At 38.9% G+C, this 25494-nt stretch carries 20 protein-coding genes; 9 read left to right on the top strand and 11 right to left on the bottom strand.

What is annotated here, in order from left to right:
* Window positions 1–63 precede the first annotated feature (63 nt).
* The 7 genes from E2I05_RS05780 to pspA form a co-directional block, all read right to left on the bottom strand.
* On the bottom strand, window positions 64–1242 hold the full coding sequence (locus tag E2I05_RS05780; RefSeq protein ID WP_121854168.1) for a trans-sulfuration enzyme family protein: 1179 nt from the start codon (window positions 1240–1242) through the stop codon (window positions 64–66).
* Between the two features lie 158 nt (window positions 1243–1400).
* Window positions 1401–1673 (bottom strand): transposase, encoded by a 273-nt coding sequence (locus E2I05_RS05775; protein WP_121854167.1) that lies wholly within the window; start codon window positions 1671–1673, stop codon window positions 1401–1403.
* 278 nt (window positions 1674–1951) lie between these two features.
* On the bottom strand, window positions 1952–3007 hold the full coding sequence (locus tag E2I05_RS05770; protein WP_121854166.1) for a TIGR01620 family protein: 1056 nt from the start codon (window positions 3005–3007) through the stop codon (window positions 1952–1954).
* Entirely contained in the window at window positions 3000–4445 is a 1446-nt protein-coding gene (locus E2I05_RS05765) for a YcjX family protein (protein WP_121854165.1), read from the bottom strand. The genes E2I05_RS05770 and E2I05_RS05765 overlap by 8 nt, the downstream gene beginning before the upstream one ends.
* A gap of 107 nt (window positions 4446–4552) precedes the next feature.
* Complete coding sequence (pspC, locus tag E2I05_RS05760) at window positions 4553–4948, bottom strand: envelope stress response membrane protein PspC (protein ID WP_121854164.1); 396 nt, start codon at window positions 4946–4948, stop codon at window positions 4553–4555.
* Window positions 4932–5174, bottom strand: coding sequence for an envelope stress response membrane protein PspB (gene pspB, locus E2I05_RS05755; protein ID WP_121854163.1), 243 nt, complete (start codon window positions 5172–5174; stop codon window positions 4932–4934). Before pspB ends, pspC begins: the two co-directional genes overlap by 17 nt.
* A 29-nt stretch (window positions 5175–5203) precedes the next feature.
* Complete coding sequence (gene pspA, locus E2I05_RS05750) at window positions 5204–5884, bottom strand: phage shock protein PspA (RefSeq protein ID WP_121854162.1); 681 nt, start codon at window positions 5882–5884, stop codon at window positions 5204–5206.
* 175 nt (window positions 5885–6059) lie between these two features.
* Here pspA and pspF point away from each other — a divergent pair, with 175 nt between their 5' ends.
* The 8 genes from pspF (at window position 6060) to E2I05_RS05710 (ending at window position 15277) form a co-directional block, all read left to right on the top strand.
* Window positions 6060–7136, top strand: a complete 1077-nt coding sequence (pspF, locus tag E2I05_RS05745) for a phage shock protein operon transcriptional activator (protein WP_121854161.1) — start codon at window positions 6060–6062, stop codon at window positions 7134–7136.
* 106 nt (window positions 7137–7242) lie between these two features.
* Complete coding sequence (locus tag E2I05_RS05740) at window positions 7243–8886, top strand: ABC transporter substrate-binding protein (RefSeq protein WP_121854160.1); 1644 nt, start codon at window positions 7243–7245, stop codon at window positions 8884–8886.
* The gene (locus E2I05_RS05735) at window positions 8886–9917 is read left to right on the top strand and encodes an ABC transporter permease (RefSeq protein ID WP_121854159.1); all 1032 of its coding nucleotides are present in this window, start codon (window positions 8886–8888) and stop codon (window positions 9915–9917) included. The genes E2I05_RS05740 and E2I05_RS05735 overlap by 1 nt, the downstream gene beginning before the upstream one ends.
* Window positions 9904–10794 carry an ABC transporter permease subunit gene (locus E2I05_RS05730; protein ID WP_121854158.1) on the top strand — a complete coding sequence of 297 codons (891 nt, stop codon included), beginning with the start codon at window positions 9904–9906 and terminating at the stop codon, window positions 10792–10794. Before E2I05_RS05735 ends, E2I05_RS05730 begins: the two co-directional genes overlap by 14 nt.
* Before the next feature lie 3 nt (window positions 10795–10797).
* Window positions 10798–11805 carry an oligopeptide/dipeptide ABC transporter ATP-binding protein gene (locus tag E2I05_RS05725; RefSeq protein WP_121854157.1) on the top strand — a complete coding sequence of 336 codons (1008 nt, stop codon included), beginning with the start codon at window positions 10798–10800 and terminating at the stop codon, window positions 11803–11805.
* On the top strand, window positions 11786–12556 hold the full coding sequence (locus E2I05_RS05720) for a peptide ABC transporter ATP-binding protein (RefSeq protein WP_121854156.1): 771 nt from the start codon (window positions 11786–11788) through the stop codon (window positions 12554–12556). The genes E2I05_RS05725 and E2I05_RS05720 overlap by 20 nt, the downstream gene beginning before the upstream one ends.
* 125 nt (window positions 12557–12681) lie before the next feature.
* Window positions 12682–13884, top strand: coding sequence for an enoyl-ACP reductase FabV (gene fabV / locus E2I05_RS05715; protein ID WP_121854155.1), 1203 nt, complete (start codon window positions 12682–12684; stop codon window positions 13882–13884).
* A gap of 283 nt (window positions 13885–14167) precedes the next feature.
* Complete coding sequence (locus E2I05_RS05710; protein ID WP_121854154.1) at window positions 14168–15277, top strand: hypothetical protein; 1110 nt, start codon at window positions 14168–14170, stop codon at window positions 15275–15277.
* A 580-nt stretch (window positions 15278–15857) separates the two neighbouring features.
* On the opposite strand, the gene E2I05_RS05705 is transcribed toward E2I05_RS05710, so the two are convergent.
* A complete protein-coding gene (locus E2I05_RS05705; protein WP_170179619.1) occupies window positions 15858–17756 on the bottom strand; it encodes an SET domain-containing protein-lysine N-methyltransferase in 1899 nt (632 codons plus the stop codon).
* 1117 nt (window positions 17757–18873) lie between these two features.
* On the opposite strand from E2I05_RS05705, the gene E2I05_RS05700 reads away from it, so the two are divergent.
* Window positions 18874–20343, top strand: a complete 1470-nt coding sequence (locus E2I05_RS05700; RefSeq protein WP_133309465.1) for an ISKra4 family transposase — start codon at window positions 18874–18876, stop codon at window positions 20341–20343.
* Window positions 20344–20511: 168 nt separating this feature from the next.
* Here the strand turns inward: E2I05_RS05700 and E2I05_RS05695 are convergent, their stop codons facing one another.
* The 3 genes from E2I05_RS05695 to lon form a co-directional block, all read right to left on the bottom strand.
* Window positions 20512–22404: a SurA N-terminal domain-containing protein gene (locus E2I05_RS05695; protein WP_121854311.1), complete on the bottom strand. Its 1893-nt coding sequence runs from the start codon at window positions 22402–22404 to the stop codon at window positions 20512–20514.
* A gap of 182 nt (window positions 22405–22586) precedes the next feature.
* Window positions 22587–22859 (bottom strand): HU family DNA-binding protein, encoded by a 273-nt coding sequence (locus tag E2I05_RS05690; protein WP_121854310.1) that lies wholly within the window; start codon window positions 22857–22859, stop codon window positions 22587–22589.
* A gap of 247 nt (window positions 22860–23106) precedes the next feature.
* Window positions 23107–25476, bottom strand: coding sequence for an endopeptidase La (gene lon / locus E2I05_RS05685; RefSeq protein WP_121854309.1), 2370 nt, complete (start codon window positions 25474–25476; stop codon window positions 23107–23109).
* Between the last annotated feature and the right edge of the window lie 18 nt (window positions 25477–25494).

Raw genomic sequence — 25494 nt, 5'->3', positions numbered from 1 at the left:
TATTGATTTACTATGTATCAAGAACATAAACTACCTAGATCTGAGTAAAAATCAACCAGTTTTTTAAAGCTTTTCCAAACCAATTCTTAAATCGTTAATAATATCTTCTACCGCTTCAAGTCCAACGGATATACGGATCAGGTTATCGGTAATACCTGATTCTAATCTTGCCTCAGTGGTATACGGAGAATGCGTCATAGAGGCTGGATGTTGAATCAGCGATTCAGCATCGCCTAAGCTTACTGCAATGGTAAATAGTTCAAGTTGATTAACAAACTTAACCGTATTTGCAAAATTGTCATTCAATTCAAATGCAATGACACCGCCGCTACGGGACATTTGGTTACCAAGAAACGGGTAGCCTTGATGCGATAATAAGCCTGGATAATAAACTTTAGCGACTTTCGAGTGTCCTTCTAAGAATTCAGCCACTTTTTCCGCACTGTCACAATGACGTTGAATTCTTACATCCAACGTTTTTAAACCGCGTAAAATTAACCACGCATCATGAGGTGAAATCACCCCACCAATATCTTTTAAAATTTCATACTTCACCTTGTTCATGATCTCATTTTTGCCACAAACAATCCCTGCTATTACATCACCATGGCCATTAAGATATTTTGTCGCACTGTGTATGACCATATCAATGCCAAGATCTAGAGGGCGTTGCAATAATGGAGTCATAAAGGTGTTATCAACGATAGAAACAAGCTCATATTCTCGAGAAATTCTAGTCAACTCTTTTAAATCAAAAACCTCAAGATGAGGATTAACTGGCGTTTCGCAATACACAACTTTAGTGTTTGGTCTAATGGCTGCTTCCACAGTTCTCATGTCGGCGAAGTCCACTAAGCTCACTTCAATACCGAATCTTGCAAACTGATGAGTCATTAATGCAAAACTGCATCCGTAAACTGTGCGAGAAGCGATTAAGTGATCGCCCACTTGCAAGTTTGCTAGTAATGCAGCAGAAACAGCAGCCATACCAGATGCTGTTGCAGCAGCTGACTCAGCTCCTTCAAGCTCAGCCATTTTAAGTTCTAACTCTGTCGTGGTAGGGTTACCTAAACGAGTATAAATATAACCTGATTCATCACCGCTGAATCGAGCCCCACCTTGTTCCACTGAGTCGAATGCAAATGTCGCACTTTGATGTAATGGAGAGACTAAATCGCCATGAGTTGTTTTATTACGTCCTGCGTGGATTGCTTTTGTTGCGATATTCCATTTTGATTGCATACTTCCCCCAATAGTCATTCAGAAATTATTGGTTTAATCATTTGGTTTCTGAGTTAAAGAATCCACCTTCTTAGAAGGTGGCTTTGCTTTTTGCCCCCTATAAGGGGGCTGGTGCTTGCCCTCTTAGAAGGCAAGCTGTTGTCCCCGATACTTACGAATTAAAAATCAAATCTTTCTTGTCGCTTTTCAAGCTTTTCCTGATATTTGACATACTTTCTTATCATTTCTGCGTCTATGCCTACTGTATCAACACAATACCCTTTAGCCCAAAAATGATTGCCCCAATATGGCTTTTTCCGTATATGTGGGAACTGTTTAAATATCCTTATTGCTGTTCTGCCCTTTAGTATTCTAAATCGATACTTGGGAACCCAAACAATGTGATATTGGCAATGCCATAAAACGTGCGATAATTTTTCAAATCTACTCATGTTATAGATCCTTTCTCTGTTGTGGGGACAACGAGAAAAGTCTTAACATGGGTAGATGCTACAGGCATAGCCTGCCGCTGATTACCACGCCCACAGGACGTGGTTTTAATTTTTCAATAAAAAAACTGTTATCAATCCTTTGAGCACTGCTTATTAAAATAAACAGTTAAAAGCTGAGGAACTAACTTACCGTTCAAATCACAAAATGGAGTAGTTCATATTCAAATTAAATTTTTATTTATGTAAAAAATATGTTACGCACGCAAGCTTTTATTCAATTATTTCAATTCATTAGATAAGATCTTTAACTCTAATAATAGCGACTTATGAATGCCTGATAACTTAGGCTTGTTATCTGCCGAAAATGAAATTGGTCGGCATAAACTCATCGCCTGATAACCTAATCTTGCAGTCAATAGCCCTCCCGCAAGTCCTTGCCCTAGTTTTGCTGATAATCTTCCTGTTAACTCTAAAGACAACAGCTGACTGCCTATATCAGTAAGTAGCTCAGCACTTCCTGCAAATAACACATTACCAATAATACCTTTTATCAATTTAACTCGACTCGCATACCCTAAATCAATGCCATAACATTGAGCCAACTCAGTAAGCATTCGCTGGTTTCTCAACAATACTAACGCCATATCCAACATTGCAAAGGGGCTCACTGCAAGTAATAGTGCTGATTCTGCTGCGTATTTGTGAACTATTTTTTTCGCTTTTTCGTCTTGCTCTTTCAAGATAATTTCATCGAAAAGGTGTAATTTTTCGGCATCATTAAGCTCTAATGATAATGAATCTTGAAATCGCTGAAGCGTCATACTTTCTACATTTTTTAAATCAATAGAAGCAATGACTTTATCAGCCTCTCCTACTTGCATACTTTTAGATATGCGTTCAGCAACCCGACGTTGATTTTCAATATTTTTGAGTTGTCTTAATTTATTAAACTCTCGAAAAATGCCCAAAGAAGCCCACGCACTGATTACGCCAATTGCACTTGAATATACGGCAAAAAGTATTGGACTTTGAATCCAAGCATCAACCAAAGTTGTCCCCACTTCAGTCAACAACAGCACCACCAGAGCAACAAGAGCGCTTTTTGCAAGCCAAGACAAAGACTCTATCTTTCGAATTTTGCTGCCAGATACCAAATCTGATGTTGCATTAGGAACTGAAAATATTTTATCAAGTTGGGACTCGCTAAATTTTTCATCACTAAAGTCTTGGGCAAATTTAAGTGGTTGCTCATTACTCTCTATGTCATCATATTTTACATCTTTAAACTCGCGAGCCCCTTGCAATTTGTCTGTCATATCATCTAGATTATTCAAGCTTATCTCCTAGCAAATACTGCAGTAAGTGGTCGAGCCTAATGTGTTCAAGTTCAGGTTGCACTTCACCCTCTAGTGCTTTGGGTGGTGCAAAACTTAAAAATTGAAAGCCTTGTTGCTGCCAAAAATCAGGCTTGGGTAATCGTTTGGGCACATCACCGGGAAATAAAGTTACCTGTTCATAGCTGCCAAGTTTACGACCTTTAACCACTTCGATTTTTTTGCCATTTGACTCCACCATCCCATGCTTTGTCGCTTTTATTGCACTGATTGCCATAGTTTCTACATCACAGCCTTTCAGTGATACTTTTTGCCGCGTTTCCCTTAGCATGTCATTCAGGAGTTGTAGTAAATTAGATTGTTGATTTCTGGTTATGTGATCAACTTTAGTGGCAGCAAATAGTAATTTATCAATTTTTGGTGAAAAAAGCCGACGAAGAAAATTAGATTTACCAAATTGAAAGCTTTGGATTATCTGAGAAAGTGCCTGCAACATATCGTTAAATTGCTGCTGTCCCTGATTGAGTGCAGTTAAACTATCGACCAGTACAACTTGTCTGTCAAAATGACAGAAGTGATTACGATAAAAAGGTGTTACAACTTGCTCAACATACCCTTGATAGCGATTCTGAATTACTTGGTAAAGACTGTCTTTTGATGACTCTTTATCAAATTTAGCTAATTCATCAGGGCTCAAGTGCAGTAATGGGAACCATGTCACCATTGGCGAACCCGTTAAATCACCGGGTAATAACATTCTTCCTGGCTGAGCGAGGTAATACCCTCTTTCATTAAATAAGTCTTGTAATAACGTTTGATATAACTTCGCCACATGTTCAATTTCTACTGTTTCAGCCTTTTTCTGTAGATCTAACTGTAAAAGTGATTGGTAAAATGCCTTATAGTACGGAGAACTCTGCATTAATACTTTTTTATCACCTTGTTGTTGACACCATTCTGTATAACTCAGATCGAGTAACGGTAAGTCCAGTAACCACTCTCCTGGGTAATCGATAATATCCAAGATTACTGTAGAACGATCAGTGAATTTACTTAGTACACCTGACTCTGGTTGGTAATGAATTGCAAGCCTTAATTCACTAATATTGCGAGTTGAAGTTGGCCATTTTGCCGGTGAGTCAGTTAAAGAATTTATCGCTCCCTGATAATCAAAGCTCGAAATAGCGAGATCGGGCTGTAATTCTCTTTCTACACCGTATAACCGTTGCTCTCGATTGACATGCCATAAGGGCAAACTTGATGCCTGATCTGTGATACCCGCTTTTAATAATTGATGAACTAGCCCGGTAATGAACGCTGTTTTACCTGATCCAGAAAGTCCTGTGACCGCCACCCTGACATGTTTGTCCGTACTCCGCCGTAATACTGACTTAGTTTCTTTTTTAGCTTTGGTTAATGTTTTTGATACGAAATTCATGGTTCCACTATTTTTATTGCTTAAAACCAAAAAGACGCACTTTTATTTACTCGTTAAAAGTAATAAAAGTGCGCCTTCAATGCCGTGTTTCGCTACCTGTTACGTCTTTATAAATTATCAATTTGTCGCTTCAAGTCAAAACTATCGGAAGTCACATGGCGCTCAAGATTTCTTAATCTTAACTCTAAAGCTCTAAACTTGTAACTTACGTCACGAAGTGCTTGCTGAGCTGGCTCACCGGATTGCCATATTTTCTTTTTAATTTCGATATCTTTGTGAATGCCTGCCGCAGTGGCTTCTGCTGGTTTTATATCTAAAATCATCCATAAAGCAATATAGATAACAAATACAATTCCATAACCACCGAGCAAAAATATCGAAGCTGTTACGATTCTCACTAACCATGTTTCAAATCCAAAGTAGTCTGCAACACCGGCACAAACCCCTGAGATTTTCCCCTGCGAAGGGATACGATATAAAGGACGCTTATTTGCTGCTGTCATCTTTAGCCCTCCATTCAGGAGCCTCGGTATCAAGAATGGCTTCTAAAGTCTCAATACGTTGTCCCATTTTATCAGCTCGAGTAATCAATTCATTTAGTTGCTTAAATTCATCTTCTGAAAGTCCCTGACTTACTTGCCTTTTACTCTTGTAATGCAAAACTAACCATATAGGTGCAACAACTACCAAGAACAAAACAATTGGGACAATTAACACTTCTGGATCCATAAGTCACCTCTCTCCTTTGCTCAGATGAGTTAAGATTTCGTTTTTGCTTTTTTAGCCTGAACCTTTGCCTTTAACGCTTCAAGTTCGTTATTAACAGACTCTTCAGCTTCTAATGCTGCAAACTCATCAGCCAATGTGTTTTTCTTACCTAAGTCGTATGATTCTACTTGAGCTTCTAAACCTTCAACACGACGCTCATATTGTTCGAACTTCAGCATTGCATCATCAACTTTACCAGAATCAAGCTGTTTCTTAACATTCAAACGCGATGAAGCCGTTTGCGTACGCATGATAATGGTTTTTTGTCGAGCCTTAGCATCTGCCAGTTTTTCTTGAAGCTGTACAACCTCTTCCTTCAAACGCACTAGGTGTTCTTCTACCACAAGCAGTTCGTCAGTTTGAGCTTTAACCAAATCCGTAGACCTTTGTTTTTCTGTTAAGGCCGCTTTTGCTAAGTCTTCACGATCTTTAGATAAAGCCAATTCAGCTTTACTTTGCCAATCCTGAACTTGCTCTTCAGTTTTCGAGATGCGACGCAACAATTCTTTCTTTTCTGCAATCACTTTTGCATTTGTTGACCGAACTTCTACTAATGTATCTTCCATTTCCTGAATGATTAGACGAACCATTTTTTCTGGATCTTCAGCCTTATCTAACAGCGAGCTGATGTTCGAGTTAATGATGTCTGCAAAACGTGAGAATATACCCATAATTCTTTCCTCAAAATTGTTAATGTCGAACTTAGTAATACAGACTTCGTGCCAACTATAACAAAACAAATAATAACAACTACTTAAACAATTATTTAACTTTTTCTTTCATTTATCTCACTAGCGACATATTATAAATTTCACCAATAATTAGTGTGAAAGACCAACAAATACTGTGGCTAACTCATTTAAACAAGACAATCTCATTGGACAATCTAATGCTTTACTCGAAGTATTAGAGCACGTATCTCTTGCTGCTCCACTTTCAAAACCAGTGTTAATCATTGGTGAACGTGGCACAGGTAAAGAGTTAATTGCTGAGCGCCTACATTACCTATCTGCGCGCTGGGATCAAAGCTTTATTAAGCTTAATTGCTCATCTTTAAGTGAAAATCTATTAGAAAGTGAACTATTTGGTCATGAGTCTGGAGCCTTTACAGGCGCTAAAGGGAGGCATGAAGGTCGGTTTGAACGTGCTGATGGTGGCACTTTATTTCTTGATGAACTCGCTAATACTTCAGGATTAATCCAAGAGAAGTTGTTAAGAGTTATCGAATACGGTGAGTTTGAGCGTGTTGGCGGTAGCAAAACAGTACAAAGCGATGTGCGTTTGATCTGTGCAGCGAATGAAGACTTACCCTCTTTAGCAGAAGCTGGCGAATTTAGAGCCGATTTATTGGACAGGCTGGCATTTGACGTTATTACCCTGCCACCACTGCGCTATAGAAAAGAAGATATTATGCAACTCGCTGAATATTTTGCGCTAGGTATGGTGCGCCAGTTAGGTATGCCTTTATTTTCAGGTTTTTCACGTGCCGCAACCGAGCAATTACTTGATCATCATTGGCCTGGCAATATCCGCGAACTTAAAAACGTCGTCGAACGCAGTGTTTATCGAAATGGCAGAGAGGAAACGCCAATCGAACTGATTTCAGTTAACCCGTTTGAGTCGCCTTACCGCCCTAAACAAAGAATAAGAACCCATTCGCAACAGGCTGCACCAATTTCAGAAACTTATGTTAATGCTGAAAGCACACTAGAGAGCACAGAAAAAGTTCCTGAACCAACATTGCCTTTGTGTCAATTTCCGATTAATTTCAAAGAAGAAACCGAAAGATTTGAAGTAGATCTCATCCAAAGGGCGCTATCTGATAGTCAATTTAACCAAAAAAAGACAGCTGAAAATCTCGGTTTAAGTTATCACCAATTACGCGGAATTCTTAAAAAATACAATTTATTGGAGAAAACATAGAAGATATGGAAGATTCAATTACCGCTGTCAATAACTGCGCATTGCTCAGAATTGTAGTTAACTGTTAAAATGCGCCATTCAGATCAATAAAAATAATGAGTTACTCATGACTCCGGTGCTAAAGCGATTGTTTAAACTGGTTTTCGCCTCTATTACTGCCAGTGGATTAATAGCCTGCCAACCTTCCCAAGCACCGAGTGGCCTTGTTTATTGCTCAGAAGGTAACCCTGAAAGCTTTAATCCACAATTAGTGACTTCAGGAACAACCTTAGATGCGACTTCGCATCAAATATACGACCATCTTGTTGAGTATGATACTGCCACTGGTAACATTAGACCGGCTCTCGCTACATCTTGGACAATCAGCCCAGATGGAAAACAATACACATTTATCTTAAGAGAAAATGTCAGTTTTCATCATTCTGAATTGTTTACCCAAACTCGAAATTTTGATTCATCTGATGTGCTATTTTCCTTTAACAGAGTTATCGATCAAAACAATCCATATCACTTTTTGTCTCGTAACGGTTACCCGTTTTTTCAAAGTATTGACTTTGCCAAACTGGTAAAATCAATCGAATTACCAACTGCTAATAAAGTTGTGTTCAACTTAAACCGAAGTGATGCCAGTTTTCTAGCAAACATGGCTTCGGATTCTGCTGTTATTCTATCAAAAGAGTATGCTGATCATTTGTTACAAGCTGGAATGCCTCAAAAGCTTGATCTTGATGCAATTGGCACAGGTCCTTTCCAACTCAAGCAATATACTAAAAATGAATATATACGCTATTTAAGAAATGATAATTATTGGGGAGATCGCCCCCACATTCAAAACCTTGTTTTCGATATCACTCGCAAAAGCTCTCAACGATTAGCCAAACTCATCACCGGTGACTGTAATGTGTCGGCATTACCCAAGCCAAGTGAAATCAAAGTAGTCGAGCAAAATAATCATATTGAGCTGCAACAACAAAATGGAATGAACGTATCGTATTGGGCATTCAATACTCAAAAACCACCTTTTAACAATGTTAAAGTTCGGCAAGCTATCGCTATGGCTATCAATAAAAAAGACATTTTACATACGGTTTATAACGATACCGCTAGAGAGGCCAAAGGTATTCTTCCGCCAGCATCATGGTCACACAGTTCAGCCATTGAAGAAATTTCATTTTCTCCATCTCGTGCAAGACGAATTCTTGAAACTGAAGGAATACAAAATCTCGAAATTGATTTATGGACCATGCCAACCGCTCGAGCTTACAATCCAAATCCAATTAAAACTGCTCAATTAATTCAAGCCGATTTGACTAGAATTAACGTAAAAGTAAATATCATTAACTATGATTGGAGCGTTTTTATCCACAAATTAAACTCTACCAGTTACGATTCAGTCTTAATTGGTTGGACGGCTGATAATAGCGACCCTGATAATTTCTTCTCTCCATTCCTCAGTTGCGCTTCATTAAAATCAAACAATAATCGCTCCAAGTGGTGCTCAAAATCATTTGATGCATTACTCCAACGAGCTAAATCTACTCAACAACAATCTGAACGCCGTATTCTATATCAACAAGCAGAGACGATAATTGAAAAACAAAAACCAATCGTCACTCTTGCGCACAGTAATCGTATGGTTTTAAAGCGTAGCGATATCAGCGGAATTGATTTGACGCCTTTTGGTGGAATTTCTTTTGCAAAAGCTAAACATGTACAAAATATCAATGAGCAAAAGAAAGGAACTCAATAATGGCTTGGTATCTATTAAGACGACTCAATTTATTTATTGCCACGTCATTGGTCATGTTAGCTGTGCTTTTTTATGCAACAAACTTGTTTCCAACAGATCAAGTTGTCGCTCTGAGTGGAGTAATTAATCCAAATTCAGCCGATAAATTACACATTGTGCACAGCTATCACTTAGACAGTAATATTTTCAGTCAATTTTATGCTTATATAACTCATCGTTTATCGGGGGATTTTGGATTATCCATCACCTCACAGCAACCCGTTAGCCAAGAGCTTATTAACGTACTTCCAGCTTCATTCGAACTTTCTATAATAGCTGGCTTGCTCGCAAGCATTATCGGTGTACCTATTGGTGTTTTAGCGTCATTTAATCAACATAAAATGACACAAAATATTATTATTTCAGCTACGTTATCGGGCTATTCAGTACCTGTTTTTTGGTTAGGGTTAATGTTGGCACACTGGTTTGGAGTTCAAAGGGACTGGTTGCCTATTTCTGGGCAAATTAATTTACTTTACGATATTAAACCTATTACTGGATTTCTCATTATCGACAGTTTTTTAGCTAGCGATAAATATGGAATGGCTGCTTTTTATGACACCTTACAACACATCGTCTTACCCGCTATAACATTATGTGTATTACCCTTAACCGTTGTGATACGAATGACTCGTTCAGCAATGATTGAAGTAATGAGCCAAACGTATATTCGAGCAGCCGAAGCAAGAGGGCTTCATACAGGTCAAATTGTGCTGCGACATGCCCTTCCGAATGCACTTATACCTATACTCAAACAGCTAGGGGTAATGCTTGGGTCTTTTGCAAGTTATGCCATTTTGGTAGAAGTGAGCTTTGCTTGGCCTGGAGTAGGTTACTGGCTAGTCTCGGGGATTTATCAACGTGATTATACCGTCATTCAAGGTGGTGTTTGTACTGTTGCACTGTTAATTATTTTTTTAAATATTTTAATAGATGTTTTACATACAGCTTCTAACCCGATCACTAAAAAAGAATTTTATGGCACAAATTAATATGTATCAGAACGATGAAATTCCATCGCCTAGGAAAAGAACATGGAACGCGTTTTTGGCCAATCCATTTGCTCTACTCGGGTTATGGATTGTAGTTTTGCTTTTGGTCATAGTTATTTTTACCAATTACCTAGCCCCTTATCCTGCTGAAATTCAAGACTCAACGGCTTTGTTAGTACCACCTTCATGGGATCCAAATGGGTCTGTCAGGCACTTTTTAGGCACGGATGATTTAGGCCGTGATATTCTCAGTCGATTATTACATGGCACTCACCTTACTTTCGCCCTTTCACTGATTGTTGTTTTCTTTTCGATGTCGGTAGGGTTTGTTATTGGCTCGATTTCGGGAATGATGCGAGGCATAAAGTCCAGTATTTTAGCTCACTTATTAGATGCCCTTTTGTCCATTCCATCTTTAATCATGGCTATGTTGGTGGTTGCTGTTTTAGGTACAGGATTGGAAAACGTTTTTTGGGCTGTTGGCTTGGCTCTTATTCCTCAATTCGTCCGTGCAATACATCAAGCTATCCATGATGAGTTACAGAAAGAATATGTAACAGCAGCCAAACTTGATGGTGCTAATTCCATACAAATATATTGGTACGTCATCATGCCGAATGTCTGGGATGTGTTAATTATCCAAACAACTTTTGGGCTTTCTGTAGCGATTTTAGATGTTGCCGCATTGGGCTTTTTAAATCTTGGGGCACAAGCTCCAAGCTCTGAATGGGGTGCAATGATCCTCCAAGGTACGGATCACTTTTTGATAGCGCCTTGGACGGTCACAATTCCTGGGTTTGCGATTCTAATTACAGTATTAGCTATTAACTTGGTTGGTGACGGTTTACGTTCAGCACTCACACCAAAGAGGCGCTAAACGATGCCATTACTTGATATACGTAACCTAACGATTGAATTAAATACCCCTAACGGGAAAGTTAAGGTATTAGAAAAGGTAAGTTTGACTCTAAACGCTGGCGAAATAAGAGGGCTGGTTGGTGAGTCTGGTTCAGGTCGAAGCCTACTGGCCAAAGCCATAGTGGGATTAACTGAGCCAAACTGGACACTTAATGCCGATCGCATGATGTTTGATGGAAAGAACCTCATGAGAATGACTTCATATGAACGTCGAAAGCTGATGGGCAGTAATATATCAATGATATTTCAAGACCCGTCTGGCAGCTTTGACCCTGCCAAAACTGTTGGTTCTCAGCTTATTGAAGTCATGCTTGTTCCCAAAGGTACAATGTTTTGGAACAGGAGTTCAGCCAAAAATAAACAAGCCGAAAAATGGTTACATAAAGTAGGTATTAAAGATACTAAACGTGTGATGTCCAGCTACGGATGGGAATTATCTGAAGGTGAATGTCAAAAAGCCATGATTGCAATGGCTATTGCTGGCAAACCGCAATTACTTATTGCTGATGAACCAACGACCAACATGGAGCCCAGCACCCGAGCACAAATATTTCGTTTGTTAACTCAATTAAACCAGCTACAAAACGTCACTATTTTATTGATCAGCCATGAACTTGAAAACATGATCAAATGGTCAGATAGCCTAACATTTTTATATTGTGGTCAAGTCACTGAATCAGGCCCAACACAAAAAATCATTAATAAGCCTTACCATCCTTATACCAAAACCTTGTTATCACATATCCCAGATCATAAGAATAACATCGAACATAAAGCGATTATGCCAACTTTACCGGGCTCAATTCCATCCTTGCAGCACCTGCCAATAGGTTGTCGCTTAGGGCCACGCTGCCCTCAAGCAGAGCGGAAATGCGTTAATCAGCCAAAACTAACCCAAGATAAACAGCGCAACTTTGCGTGCCACTTTCCGTTTAATCGAGAAGATAAAAATGGCCAATCCACTACTTGAAGTAAAGAACCTGAGTAAAAAATATTGTTCAGGCTATAAAGGTTTTAAAAAGCAATTTAGTCAGGCGTTAAAGCCCATATCTTTTACTCTTGAACCCGGAAAAACACTGGCTATCGTTGGTGAAGCGGGGTCAGGTAAAAGTACACTGGCACGGATTTTAGTGGGTGCAGAACAGCGCAGCAGTGGAGAAATTTACTTCGAAGGAACATCTCTTGAGCGCCGGAACGTAAAGCAGCGTTGTCGATTAATCAGAATGATTTTTCAAGATCCAAATACCTCTTTAAATAGCAGGTTAACTATTGGTGAATTATTAGACGAACCATTGAGGTTTAATACGCTTCTATCTGGCAGACAACGACGAGATCAGGTCATCAGTACTCTGAGAAAAGTTGGATTATTACCTGAGCATGCTGAATTCTATCCTCATATGATTTCTGAAGGACAAAAACAGCGTGTGGCCGTAGCGCGTGCCTTAATGTTAAACCCGAAGATAATTATTGCCGATGAAGCATTAACGGCCTTAGATTTATCTGTACGAGCTCAGATACTCAATTTATTGATCACACTCCAACAAGAACTGGGCCTGTCTTTTATCTTTGCTACTCATAATTTAAGTATCGTTCGACACATGAGTGATAATATTGTTGTCATGCACAAAGGTGAAATCATTGAACAGGCTGCTACCGAAACATTATTTGCCGATCCTCAACATTCACACACACGAAAATTACTTAGAGATCAATTCGATTAAAAGTTATTTTGCATAAAGCTACTGCTCCAACCACTGTAATATTAAACAGATTTTTTATAAAAATAGTGACATTGTCGTGATTAAATCATTATCCTAAGTCAGAAATTTCCAACAGAAGACCCAACATGATTATTAAACCAAAAATTCGTGGATTTATTTGTACAACAACTCATCCAGTTGGCTGTGAAGCCAATGTACAAGAGCAGATAAACATCACCAAAGCTAACAAAAAATTAGCCAACGGCCCTAAAAAAGTATTAGTAATCGGTTCTTCAAGTGGATATGGGTTAGCTTCACGCATTACAACCGCATTCGGGAGCCAAGCTGCTACTCTCGGCGTGTTTTTCGAAAAACCATCTACAGACACTAAGCCGGGCACCGCCGGTTGGTATAATTCAGCAGCTTTCGACAAGCTAGCTAAAGCCGAAGGTTTATATTCAAAAAGCATCAACTGTGACGCATTCAGTCACGAAGCTAAGCAAAAGACTATTGAGCTTATTAAGCAAGACTTAGGTCAAGTCGATATGGTGGTATATTCATTAGCATCTCCAGTTCGTAAACTGCCTGATTCAGGCGAAATGGTTCGCTCATCCCTCAAGCCTATTGCTGAACCATATCGTTCAACCGCTGTTGACACCAATAAAGACACGATTATTGAAACAAGTGTTGAACCTGCGACTGAAGCCGAAATCGCAGATACAGTAACAGTAATGGGCGGTCAAGATTGGGAGTTATGGATAAATGCTCTTGCAGAAGCTGGAGTATTAACTAACGACTGTAAGACGGTTGCATATAGCTACATCGGAACTGAGTTAACCTGGCCTATCTACTGGCATGGCGCTTTAGGCAAAGCAAAAATGGATTTAGATCGTGCCGCTCATGCTCTAAATGAAAAATTAGCGACATCGGGTGGCAGTGCCAATGTTGCTGTATTGAAAAGTGTCGTGACGCAAGCCAGTTCTGCAATTCCTGTAATGCCACTATACATTGCTATGGTATTCAAAAAAATGCGCGAGCAAGGCCTACACGAAGGCTGTATTGAGCAAATCAACCGCATGGTGAGCGACCGTTTATACCGTCAAGATGGCGCAGCCGCAGAAACGGACGAAGATAATCGCCTACGTTTAGACGATTGGGAATTACGCGATGAAATTCAGCAGCATTGTCGTGACTTGTGGCCAACAATCACTACCGAGAACCTAGCTGAGCTAACTGATTACCGTGAATACAAAGAAGAGTTCTTAAAATTATTTGGCTTTGGAGTAGAAGGCATTGATTACGATGCTGATGTAAACCCAAATGTAGAATTTGACGTTATTCAGCTTTAATTTAACCATTAATCCCCGATTGTAAAAATGCCGCATTCAAAGCGGCATTTTTATTTTAGCTCTTAACAGATTGAAACGCCCTCTTGGCTTTAGAAAAAGGCGTCATCGGAAATAAATTTTTAGTGATATACGAAGTACGGTTAATAACAATTAATCTAGATTAGCTTATTGACTTTTAATGAGTAAACAATATTTTTCTTAGACTCAAGTAATTCATCCTTTCTTTTTTGTTGTTCGATGTTTAGCATCAAAGTGCCAAGTGAAACTAGCAGGTAGGTGAAGCATGAATGAAGCATTAGTTTTCGCTGAACATCCATTTTTTGGATTTTTTGGGAGTTTTCATACTAATACTATACCTTGTGACACAGTAAAAAAAATGGTTGCAAGTAAAGAATACTTTTGTACAGATAAAGCACCAAACCTTACAAAGCTCGTGTTGGCTGTTCGAGAGCTTTTCTGCCCTACTGTTCGTATTGCTGAAGAATGTATTCAATATCTTGCTCACATACATGAGGACTCATCTATATGTAAAGGAGCAATGAAGCGATTGAAACAACTAAATTTAAACCCTATGGTAACATTTAAAGTAGAAATAAAAGGCGAAAGCGAAAACCTACAATTTATTTATAAAGTTGTTTTCTATGAAGTAACTAAAAACCGAACTAAAGAAGTCATTCTCACAAAACTGGATGCTACGGTAGCTTCACCAAGAGTAATTATTCCATATTTGAACAAACTAGAGGCTATTCATAAAAACCAACTAAGAGCGAAAACTGTTTTCGAACGGAAGGAATTTACACGTAAAGATAATTATCTAGAACAATTATCAAAAGATAAAGTTATCGATCTTTTTGGTACTTATGGTCACTCAAAAAAATTTAAAACAATGGTTTCCTTTATTTTTGATGATATTCCACTTATTCCTATTATAGAAGAAATAATAGCGGGGCTTAATAAAGTACATCCAGCAAAAGTCTATTTCAGATTAATTGATGATCCACAGCAAGCAGGAATTAAGCACCTTGTGGTGGAATCTCTAGGTGAGGTATATTTTTTGAGGACCATTGACTCATTAAGAGAGTTAAGATGCAACGAAGCCTATATTAATACATATTTATGCCCTCCTAAACCTCGTTTCATTGCTAAATACCTACGTGATTCAATTTATTGTGATTATCCAAAACAAGCAGCAGAAAAAAGGCCAATACCAAATATAAAGTTAAAGGGAGAACATACTTTTATAGCAACTTGTTCAGGGGCTTTAGTGGGATTCTTAACAAATGGACCAAAAGGAGCGATAACTGGAGGCTTACTGTTCGGAGGATGTGCAGAAATGATGAGACAGCATCAAGAGGATGATCGTCCCTATTATTATTTCCCTGCATTAACGTGAAAGAGTCGAATCAGATTTATTAATACCAATTACAGTAATTAAATTCCCAGATCAGAGTTATGTATGTGTTCAAAGTACAAGTGAAATTGATGAAGACATAATTATTACCGACATACAAAACTGTCGTTATTACATTGCTACGTTGAGACAATTTTGCGTAGTAATTTGAACACATACAAGCTCCCGAAGGGCAAGGCTGAAGGATTCCATTACTACGTTACAAGTTTTTGAGTTATCCCGACAAAAGCACTAAGTGCGTTGAACGCCAGTTTTGTATGGCGGCCGTTAGGGCATATAGTACTTCAAACTTGCGCCTTGTACTGAAATCCTTTAGCTCTTGCTGAGTGGGAAGTTAATTACTGTAATTGGTATAACTCGAACATGGGCAATAACCATTTCAGAAATGAAAAGTTACTGGGATAAATTCAAAATAAATTATCCCGATTCCAAATGATAAAAGTAACCAACTATATCTTTTCAATTACCACATTGAGTTGTGCATATATCACTCACTCGTGCGGTTTACCTGCTCCCCAAAGCTCGTGATTATTTGTCGTTGTTTTATCCATAACAATTAAACTTACTTAAATTGTTCTGGTTTTGCTCTAGGTTTTCTTATAATCAAAGTCAGTAAGTTTAGTTTGGCTTCACGTTTAAGAGTCTCAATATACGATCGACTCCAATCAACACCAACTGGTGGTTTCAATCCTCTTTTACGCATGGCTTGTCCAAGTGAATCCGGATGTGAATAGCTCGCAGCCATTATTGCTAAAATTTCCTTTACTGTTTTTAGATGCCTTTTGTGGTCAATGAGTGAAAGTACATTTGCTAACTGTGTCATATTAGAATGTTTTAGTGCATCGGAACTGATCCCATTTCCAGTGAGGTGCAATGCGAGAAAATAAGAAGTTGGCTTACTTTCACACCAATTAACCCCTGAAAACTCATACGGCAGCTTCGCCAGAGGGTGATTCCTGACTTTATAATGACTGATGACATGGCTGAGCTTGTAGTCATTCCTAATAAGAATTTTCTTCAGGGTTAAATAGTAACAAGCTTTATCCCCCGTTTCGGCTGACTTAGCCAGCCTATTAGAAAGTACCTGTACTCTGTTTTCTGCAGAACTTATCACATCGACCCCCATATGATTGAGCAACTCAATTATGGCCAAGAGAGACCAGACTTTGTGACACCCTGTTCCCTGTGTCAGGATCTTCGGCAGTTCTACGTGAGCAGACTGAAAGTTGGTAAAAATCTGAGATAATTTGGCATGCATTTCAGAGTCAGAAGCATCCAGTGTTGCTTCCTCTTCAAGAGGGCCTAATGTCATCATACAATACTGATGTATAAGTTTACAGTAATCAGGATGGCCAGTATCAATAACTTTCAAAATTCCAGTTACTTTATCTTTGGTCAAATCCCTTTTTTTACCACACCTCCAAATAAGGTAGTGAAAGTACTGAAAATGCCACTGTTTAGGTTCAATAAAAATACCAACATCCGGTACATCAAGTCCGTTTCCGGCTTTGTTAAAATATTGATAGTAGCTTTCCACTTCACCGTCATTAGCTTCAAAATAGCTAAGCATAGCATTCAGGTAATCATTACCCGCAGGGTTTAATTGTCGCAAAACATCTAGGTTGATAATGTTACCTGTACATATCTTTCTTTTGTATAAGGTGTACCTTAGCAGACTGTTGGTCCATTGCCGTGTAGCTGTTTTCCATTCAGGAAACTGTGGTACTGGAGTGGAGTCGAAAGCAGGCAAGACGCATTTTAACTGCTCACTTTTATGAGGATTGCCAACCAGCTTCATTACCTGCTTGCGGCTCCTTACTTGCTTTTTAAATATCTGCCGATAAGTCTGCCTATCATGCTCTTTTACTAGTTTCCAGTGCTCTTTGTCACCATAATCTACCAGTATCTCTTCACCGAGAGCGATGTTTTTCGTAGCTTTTAAGTAGATACTTCCACTCGAAAACCTGATAAATACCGCATTACTCGGATGAAGGACGCTGATTCTCCCGTCATTAGCAAAACATGCAGCCCCTTCTCCCTCTACAGGCTCCTTATAACCAAAAATAACTGTTTTATTGTCGAGCATAGTCATATGAGCCCACAGATCACTATCTGCTTTAATTTCTTTCAAACGTTTTTGATCAATTGTCTGGTGAAAACCATCAAATTTAGTTATATAGCAACCTTCTTTGAAGTTTCGATCGGCATACAGGCCTCTGACGCCAAGGCTGTTGCATTGCAATATTAGGCGACCTTGACCAAAAGTAAGGGCTTCCCTTTGTGCTTTTTTTTCATCAAGTTCCAATTGAAGTTCAGCTCTCGCAATCTCCTGATTTTTATCTACTTTTGCAGAATGCAAAAAGGCTTTTTTCCCTTGTTTAGATGCTTTCTTGGATGTTTCGTATTTGTGACTATTATGATGCTTTTTGACTGCTTGCTCATCATCTGATCCATTCGACAAATAATCAGCTAGCTTTCTTTTGCCTAGCAGCGAACCTTTACTTTTGAATTCATAACAGGTACTTGCTGTTGATTGTGGTAGATTATCAATGCTATCAGTTAGCTTGCGTACCGAGTATCGAGTTAGATAGCTGGGTTGACTATCACTAAACTGATATTGCTGAAAATTAACAGGTGTTGGTAACTCTACTATTCGGTTCATCAGCGCTCCTTTTAGCCAATATAAATATTTAAATTAAGAGTGCAAAGCTTCTAAAACAAATGCTTGTGCTGGTTATACCAATTAAAGCAATTCCCGTCTAAGCTGTTAAAAGTACTTTTGAATATGATATACGTGGGTGAGACATTGTCGTTGAGCCAAGCTCTGAAGTGCAGGTCGCTCTCGCACATCCATGTGCTTTACAACATTCAGGCGGCCTGCTTTTAAAATGTACCATCAGAGCGGCTAGGGTCTGTTGATCTTTCAGGATTAAATTTTGTGCTATTTGAACATTTATCTGTTCAAGGCGTGAGCAGTGATGCTTAGCCATCTAAGTGAGCTGGTCACAACACAGAACAGTGAATGCTCAAAAGCAACGAAGACAGCGTAAATTGGTCATTTCAGCTGCGTTATCGTTTTCTCATTTGGAAACGGAAGTAACGACAGTTTTGTATGTCGATAATAACCAAACCTCACAAACTCTGCCTTGCATAAAATAACCAATTTATCGCTGCAAAAACAATCACGAAAGATCAACAGACCCTAGTCATTTATTTAAAAATATCACTGTACACGACAAAAAATAAATCCTGTTTAATAATAACGTAAATTCAAAACATTATGTCATACTTGTGAAGGCGGATATCCAGCGACTTTTATTAATTTTCCCAAAGACGTTTTTCGTGTTCACAAGAGTAACAATAACTCAATAAATTTAGTCTGTTGAAGACAGTATAACATTCTTCAAATACCCGTTTGTGTACTCTAATTCTTATGGGTGTAGATCTTTTTGATCGACGAAAACCATGAAAAGATCATTAATTATCAATTGGATGGGTTTAATAAATGGTGCGAAAGGAGCAATTTTATAGTACTTATCAGTTTCCACACACAACAAGTATATAAAAAGGCTCCTTTCATGAAACTAGCATACTCAAACTCACTCGAATTTTCATTCTTTTCTGAAGCCAAATTGCAATTTGAACGTATTATTTCGCACCTCGAAGACGAGCAAGTTAAGCAAGAGAGCCATGGAGAAGTTGAAGCTTATATCGATACCGAAGGAACTGAGTTGTTGCGGTGTTTATTACAGGGTTTCTTAGATATCAAAACCGCTGAAGAGCCCCGTCAGCAAGTTTGTTCCAACCGTGACATTGCATTGAATCATTTGAAAAATAACTGCAAACGAAACTTAGAAAGTTTATTTGGTACCGTAACGATGCATCGAAAAGGTTACAGTCAACGTCGGTGTGATAGCGTGTTTCCAATGGATGGTGAGCTGAATCTTTCGAAAGATAAATACTCTGATGGTGTACGCCTAAGACTCGCTACAGAAGCAGTCAAAGGCTCATATGATGATGCAGTAAGCTCAATAGATACCACCACAGGTGCGCACGTGCCCAAGCGACAAGCAAGGCAAATTGTGCAGGATATTGCACAAGATTTTGATGGTTTTTATCTCCAGCAGAGATACCTTAAGCCAGAAAATACATCTGATTTACTGGTATTGACTATGGATGGAAAAGGCATCGTTATGCAACCTAATAGCTTGAGAGAGGGCACGCAAAAAGCAGCGAAACAACAGAAGCTCAAAGGACGCCTAAGTGCTGGAGAAAAAAAAGACCGCAAACGAATGGCAGAAGTTGCAGCGGTATACACCACCAAGCCTTTGCATCGTACCCCAGAATCAATCATGTCTAGAAACGATAATTCAAATGTTCGTCCATTACGTGTGCCACCAAGAAATAAACGTGTGTGGGCAAGCGTAGAAAGAAGCGCTGCGACTGTGATTGAAGAAGCATTTTTAGAAGCTCTGGAACGAGACCCAACTCAAAGCCGTCAGTGGGTTGTACTCGTTGATGGTCATCCTCATCAGCTAAAACAAATTTATCGGGTGATGAAGAAACTCAACATCAATGCAACGGTGGTCATGGATTTCATCCATGTGCTTGAATATCTCTGGAAAGCGGCGTGGTGCTTATTTGAAAAAGATGATCCAGAAGTCGAAGATTGGATAGAAAAGCGAGCGACTGAAATCTTACGAGGTAATGCGTCACAAGTAGCAAAAGGCCTTGGGATCAGTGCAACAAAACGGAAATTAAAACAACGAGAAGGCATTAATAAGTGCATCGGTTATCTATTGAGAAATAAATCAAGATTAGAATACGGTAAAGCGTTAGAGCAAGGTTTCCCAATTGCTAGCGGTGTCATTGAGGGAGCTTGTCGTCATCTGATTAATGATAGGTTGGATATCACTGGAGCGAGATGGAGTCTTGAAGGTGCAGAAGCTATATTAAAACTTAGGTCGTTAAGATCGAGTGGTGATATTGAAAAGTATTGGGAGTATCACAAAAAGCAATCCAAACAGAGGTTATACAGATGTGGATAACTTCGTCGTTTTAAAAGACCCACACCCAATTCTTATTGCATACAAAGCAAAAATATCTTAGAAAACGTCTTATTAATAAGTATTTCACAGCATAAACATATTCAAGATGAGCTAAAAAAAAGCCTCTGAATACTCAGAGGCTTTTTTCGATCTACGGAATTTTAAGGTTTACAATAAACCTTTTTCTTCATCTAAATTGCTTGAATAAGTAATTTCAGCATGGGCTTTTAGATATGCGATTAGGGCTCTGTAATCTTGTTCACTGTATTGATTAGTCAACTGTAGTTTTAATGAATCAATCACTGTGTCATCAATACCTTCAGCCGCATTCACTTTATCTACAATCACTACTGCTGAACCTTGAGCTAAAGATACTGTCGCAATGCTCATTGCAGATTCTGACTTAGAACCTGTCATCTGGAACGCTTTATTCACAATAGCTGAATCTAACTCGCGATCATAGCGATGCAATTTCGTCTTAGTCTTTAATTCAACTTCTGACTTCCCTGCTTTTATACTAGCGGCATATTCATCAACTTTCACTTGTGCCGCTTCAGTTGCTTGTTCTTGCTTAATGCGAGTAATGACGTCAAGCTTAACTTCATCAAAACTTTTTGTGCCGGCTACTTTGTGCTCATTGACACGTAAAACAAGTACGTGATCGTCACCTAATTCAATAACGTCACTGTTTAAGCCACTTTGTAAAACTTGATCTGAAAATGCGGCTTTGATCACTGCTGGATTATTTAACTCAGCAGGAATAGTGTTACGCGAAAATAAAGCGGTGTGTTTCACTTCAGCATTAATAGTTTCAGCTGCTTCATCTAGAGAATCAGGTACTTCGTAGCTTGTATCGGCTAAAGACTGCTGTAAAGTGAAGAACTTATCTTGAGCTTCATTTTGCTTCAAATCATCAATAATCTGAGTTTTGACTTCTGCAAATGATTGAGTTTTTACAGGCTGAACATCAAGTAATTTAATTAAATGAAAACCAAAATCACTTTTAACGACATCTGATACTTGACCTTTCTCTAATGCAAACATTGCATCATCAAATGCAGGATCCATAACGCCTTGCTCATACCAATCTAACTTTCCGCCTTCTGCACCACTAAAGGTATCTTCAGAATCTTTTTTGGCTAGTTCAGTAAAATTAGCACCTTCATCAAGCTGCTTTTTAATCGCTTTGATTTTAACTTCTGCTTTTGCTTCATCGTCACCAAACTGAATAAGAATATGGGCAGGTAAACGCTTTTCAATAGTTTGATATTGAGCTTTGTGCTCATCATAATAAGCTTGTGCTTGATCTTCAGTAACTGAGATATTATTCGACAAATCAACGGCATTTAATTCAACATAATCTAAGCTCACCATTTCAGGTCGAATAAATTGAGTTGTATTAATATCGTAATATTCTTTTGCTTGCTCGTCGGTAACGGTAATACCAGCTAAAAATGGTTCAGAATTTACAATCGCATAACGAATGTCACGGCTTTGACCTTGTAATTCTGCAATTTGCTTAGCTTCACCTTTTAGTGCAAATTCGCTGCCTACGGTGGCGTTAATTAACTGACGACGAGTTAAATCAACTCGCATAGTATTTCTAAATGCAAGTGGCTGATACCCTAATTGGCTTAGTAATGCTAAATAACGATCATTATCGAATACACCGTCAACATGAAACGCTGGCTCCGCTATTATCGCTTGGCGAATTTGTTCATCTGAAGCCGTTAGGCCTAGTTTAGCTGCCGTTTGATCAAGTAATTTTTGAGAAACTAAACGATCAAGGGCATTTTGCTTTATTGTTTCTAAATAGCTGTCATTAGCGGCTAATGTGTCAAACATCTCCCCTAATTGTTGTTGCAGTCTTCCACGTTCATTTTGATAAGCTTGATCAAATTCAGCTTTACTTATTTCTTCGCCATTAACTGTCGCTGCTGGTGCTTCAGTTGTTGTACCTAGATAACTACTGATCCCAGCAAAGGCAAATGAAAGTATCACAAGTACGAGTATGCTTTTCGCAATTACGCCTTGTGAACCTTCGCGAATTTTTTCTAACATCAGACTTCTCGCTTATTATTAACAAATAAAAAGGCGCATTGATAATGCGCCTTTATTTCGGTTAGATAGAGTATTGAAACCTGAATAAATATCAAAACTCCAGAGCATCACCTCTAATTCGTAAAAAGCACTGCCATAGCAGTGCTTAATATCAGAACCTTTGAAGGCTACAAAAAAACTGTTTAGTTAACAGCATCTTTTAAAGCTTTACCTGCTTTAAATGCAGGAATATTCGCTGCTGCGATTTTAATTTCTGCACCCGTTTGAGGGTTACGTCCAGTGCGCTCTGCACGTTGACGCACTTCAAAAGTACCAAAACCAACAAGAGAAATTTTCTCACCGTCTTTTAAGCCGTCAGTAACAGCAGTGATAAAAGAATCTAATGCACGACCTGCAGCCGCTTTAGTGATATCTGCATCAGATGCAATTTTCTCAATTAGTTCAGATTTGTTCATGTCATCCCCTTGAATGTATTATTTTCTTCACCGCAACCAAGTCCGTCTATTACGCGGTTTGCGGAGGCTTTTATAACAAGCTTAAAACTAAAGTTCAAGCTGACTATCAAAACCAATGATAATTAATTGGAAATAGCTAGAAACCAGATACCCCAAGGGATTGGGGCATCTAATTCTCCACTTCTCTAGGCTAACACAGGTCAATGTTTTGTTAAGCCCTTTTTTTAACTTTTTTACATGAAAAGTGTTATTTTTTAGCTTTTTGCGGTTTTTTTACCACTTCAAAGCCTTTTACAGGGTTTTCTAGAGCAAGTTCGAGAACTTGTTCTACCCATTTTACAGGGTGAATTTCTAGATCAGCAATCACGTTATCTGGTATTTCTTCCAAATCTCGCTCATTCTCATGAGGAATTAACACACGCTTTATTCCACCACGATGCGCAGCTAATAGCTTTTCTTTCAATCCACCTATAGGCAAAACTTCACCACGGAGTGTAATTTCACCAGTCATTGCAACATCGGCACGAACAGGATTTCCAGTCAAGCTTGAAACCAATGCTGTGCACATTGCCGCACCTGCTGATGGCCCATCTTTTGGTGTAGCACCTTCAGGAACATGAACATGAATATCACGCTTTTCATGAAAATCACCATTAATGCCCAAGTCTTCCGCACGAGCTCTAACGACTGTCATAGCGGCTTGAATCGATTCTTGCATTACATCGCCCAGTGAGCCAGTATAAGCCAATTTACCTTTACCGGGAACCGACGTTGCTTCAATGGTAAGTAAGTCTCCACCAACTTGTGTCCAAGCAAGTCCCGTCACCTGACCAATTTGGTTACTTGACTCAGCTTTTCCATAATCACAACGTTGAACACCTAAAAACTCTTTGATGTTTTTCTCGCTCACTGAAACAGTTTTAATCGATTTATCCAATAAAATCTGTTTAACGACTTTCCGGCAAATCTTAGAGAGCTCACGCTCTAATGCACGTACACCTGCTTCACGGGTGTAATAACGGATAATGCTAATAATTGCACTATCATCAACATTGATTTCAGAGGCTTTTAAGCCATTGCGTTCAATTTGTTTAGGCAGTAAATGTTTAACCGCAATATTTAATTTTTCATCTTCGGTGTAACCCGAAAGGCGAATCACTTCCATACGGTCAAGTAATGGGCCGGGAATGTCCATCGAGTTTGAAGTTGCTACAAACATCACATCAGATAAATCGTAATCGACTTCTAAATAATGATCATTAAATGAAGCGTTTTGCTCAGGATCTAGCACTTCCAACAGCGCCGATGCTGGATCACCACGCATGTCTGAACTCATTTTGTCGATTTCATCGAGTAAAAATAGTGGATTTTTAACACCCACTTTTGACATTTTTTGAATCACTTTCCCCGGCATTGAGCCAATATAAGTTCTTCTGTGACCACGAATCTCAGCTTCGTCACGTACACCACCCAAAGCTACTCGAACGTATTTACGACCTGTCGCTCTAGCAATCGATTGACCTAGTGATGTTTTACCAACGCCTGGAGGTCCTACTAAACACAAAATTGGTCCTTTTAGTAGTTTAACTCGGCTCTGAACTGCTAAGTACTCTAAAATTCGTTCTTTTACTTTTTCTAAACCATGGTGATCGGTATCAAGTACTGACTCTGCAGCGGCTAAATCACGCTTAATTTTGGAGCGTTTTTTCCAAGGTACTGATGTCATCCATTCTACGTAACTTCTAACTACCGTAGCTTCGGCAGACATTGGAGACATCATTTTAAGCTTATTGAGCTCAGCCATTGCTTTATCGCGTGCTTCTGCAGGCATTTTAGCTTCATCGATTTTGCGAGTGAGTACTTCGAACTCATCATGCCCTTCATCAATATCGCCAAGTTCTTTTTGAATGGCCTTCATTTGCTCATTCAAATAGTACTCACGTTGACTCTTTTCCATTTGCTTTTTAACACGAGAACGAATGCGTTTTTCAACTTGTAGCAAGTCGATTTCCGATTCCATCATGCTCATCAAATACTCTAGTCGCTCACCCACATTAAACATTTCAAGCACTGATTGCTTGTCATTTAGTTTAAGTGGCATATGAGCAGCCATTGTGTCTGCTAGTCGGGCAGCTTCATCAATACCTGAAAGTGAAGTCAGTACTTCGGGTGGTATTTTTTTATTTAGCTTGATGTAACCTTCAAATTGCCCAATTGCACTTCGAACCAGAACTTCTTCTTCTTTTGATTCGAGTTCATCTGACGCTTTGAATTCTGCTGTTGCAATAAAAAACTCTTCTGCTTGAGTATATTTATTGATTGAAACACGTTTATTGCCCTCAACAAGAACTTTTACTGTTCCGTCTGGCAATTTAAGAAGCTGTAAAATTGAAGCTAACGTACCAACATCAAAGATGTCATCGGTAGTGGGTTCATCAAGATCTGCGTCGCGCTGTGCAACTAGAATAACTTGTTTATCCTGTTCCATTGCAGCTTCCAGACAGCGAATCGATTTTTCGCGTCCAATGAACAATGGAATAACCATGTGCGGGTATACCACTACATCTCTAAGTGGTAGTACGGGAAGTTCTATATGCGCTTCACTCTCTTGAGTCATATTGCAATTCCGTATGAT

The organism is Parashewanella spongiae, from assembly GCF_004358345.1.
GTDB lineage: Bacteria > Pseudomonadota > Gammaproteobacteria > Enterobacterales > Shewanellaceae > Parashewanella > Parashewanella spongiae.
The sequence above is the reverse complement of the archived record's forward strand: the minus strand, read 5'-3'. Positions and strand labels throughout refer to the sequence as shown.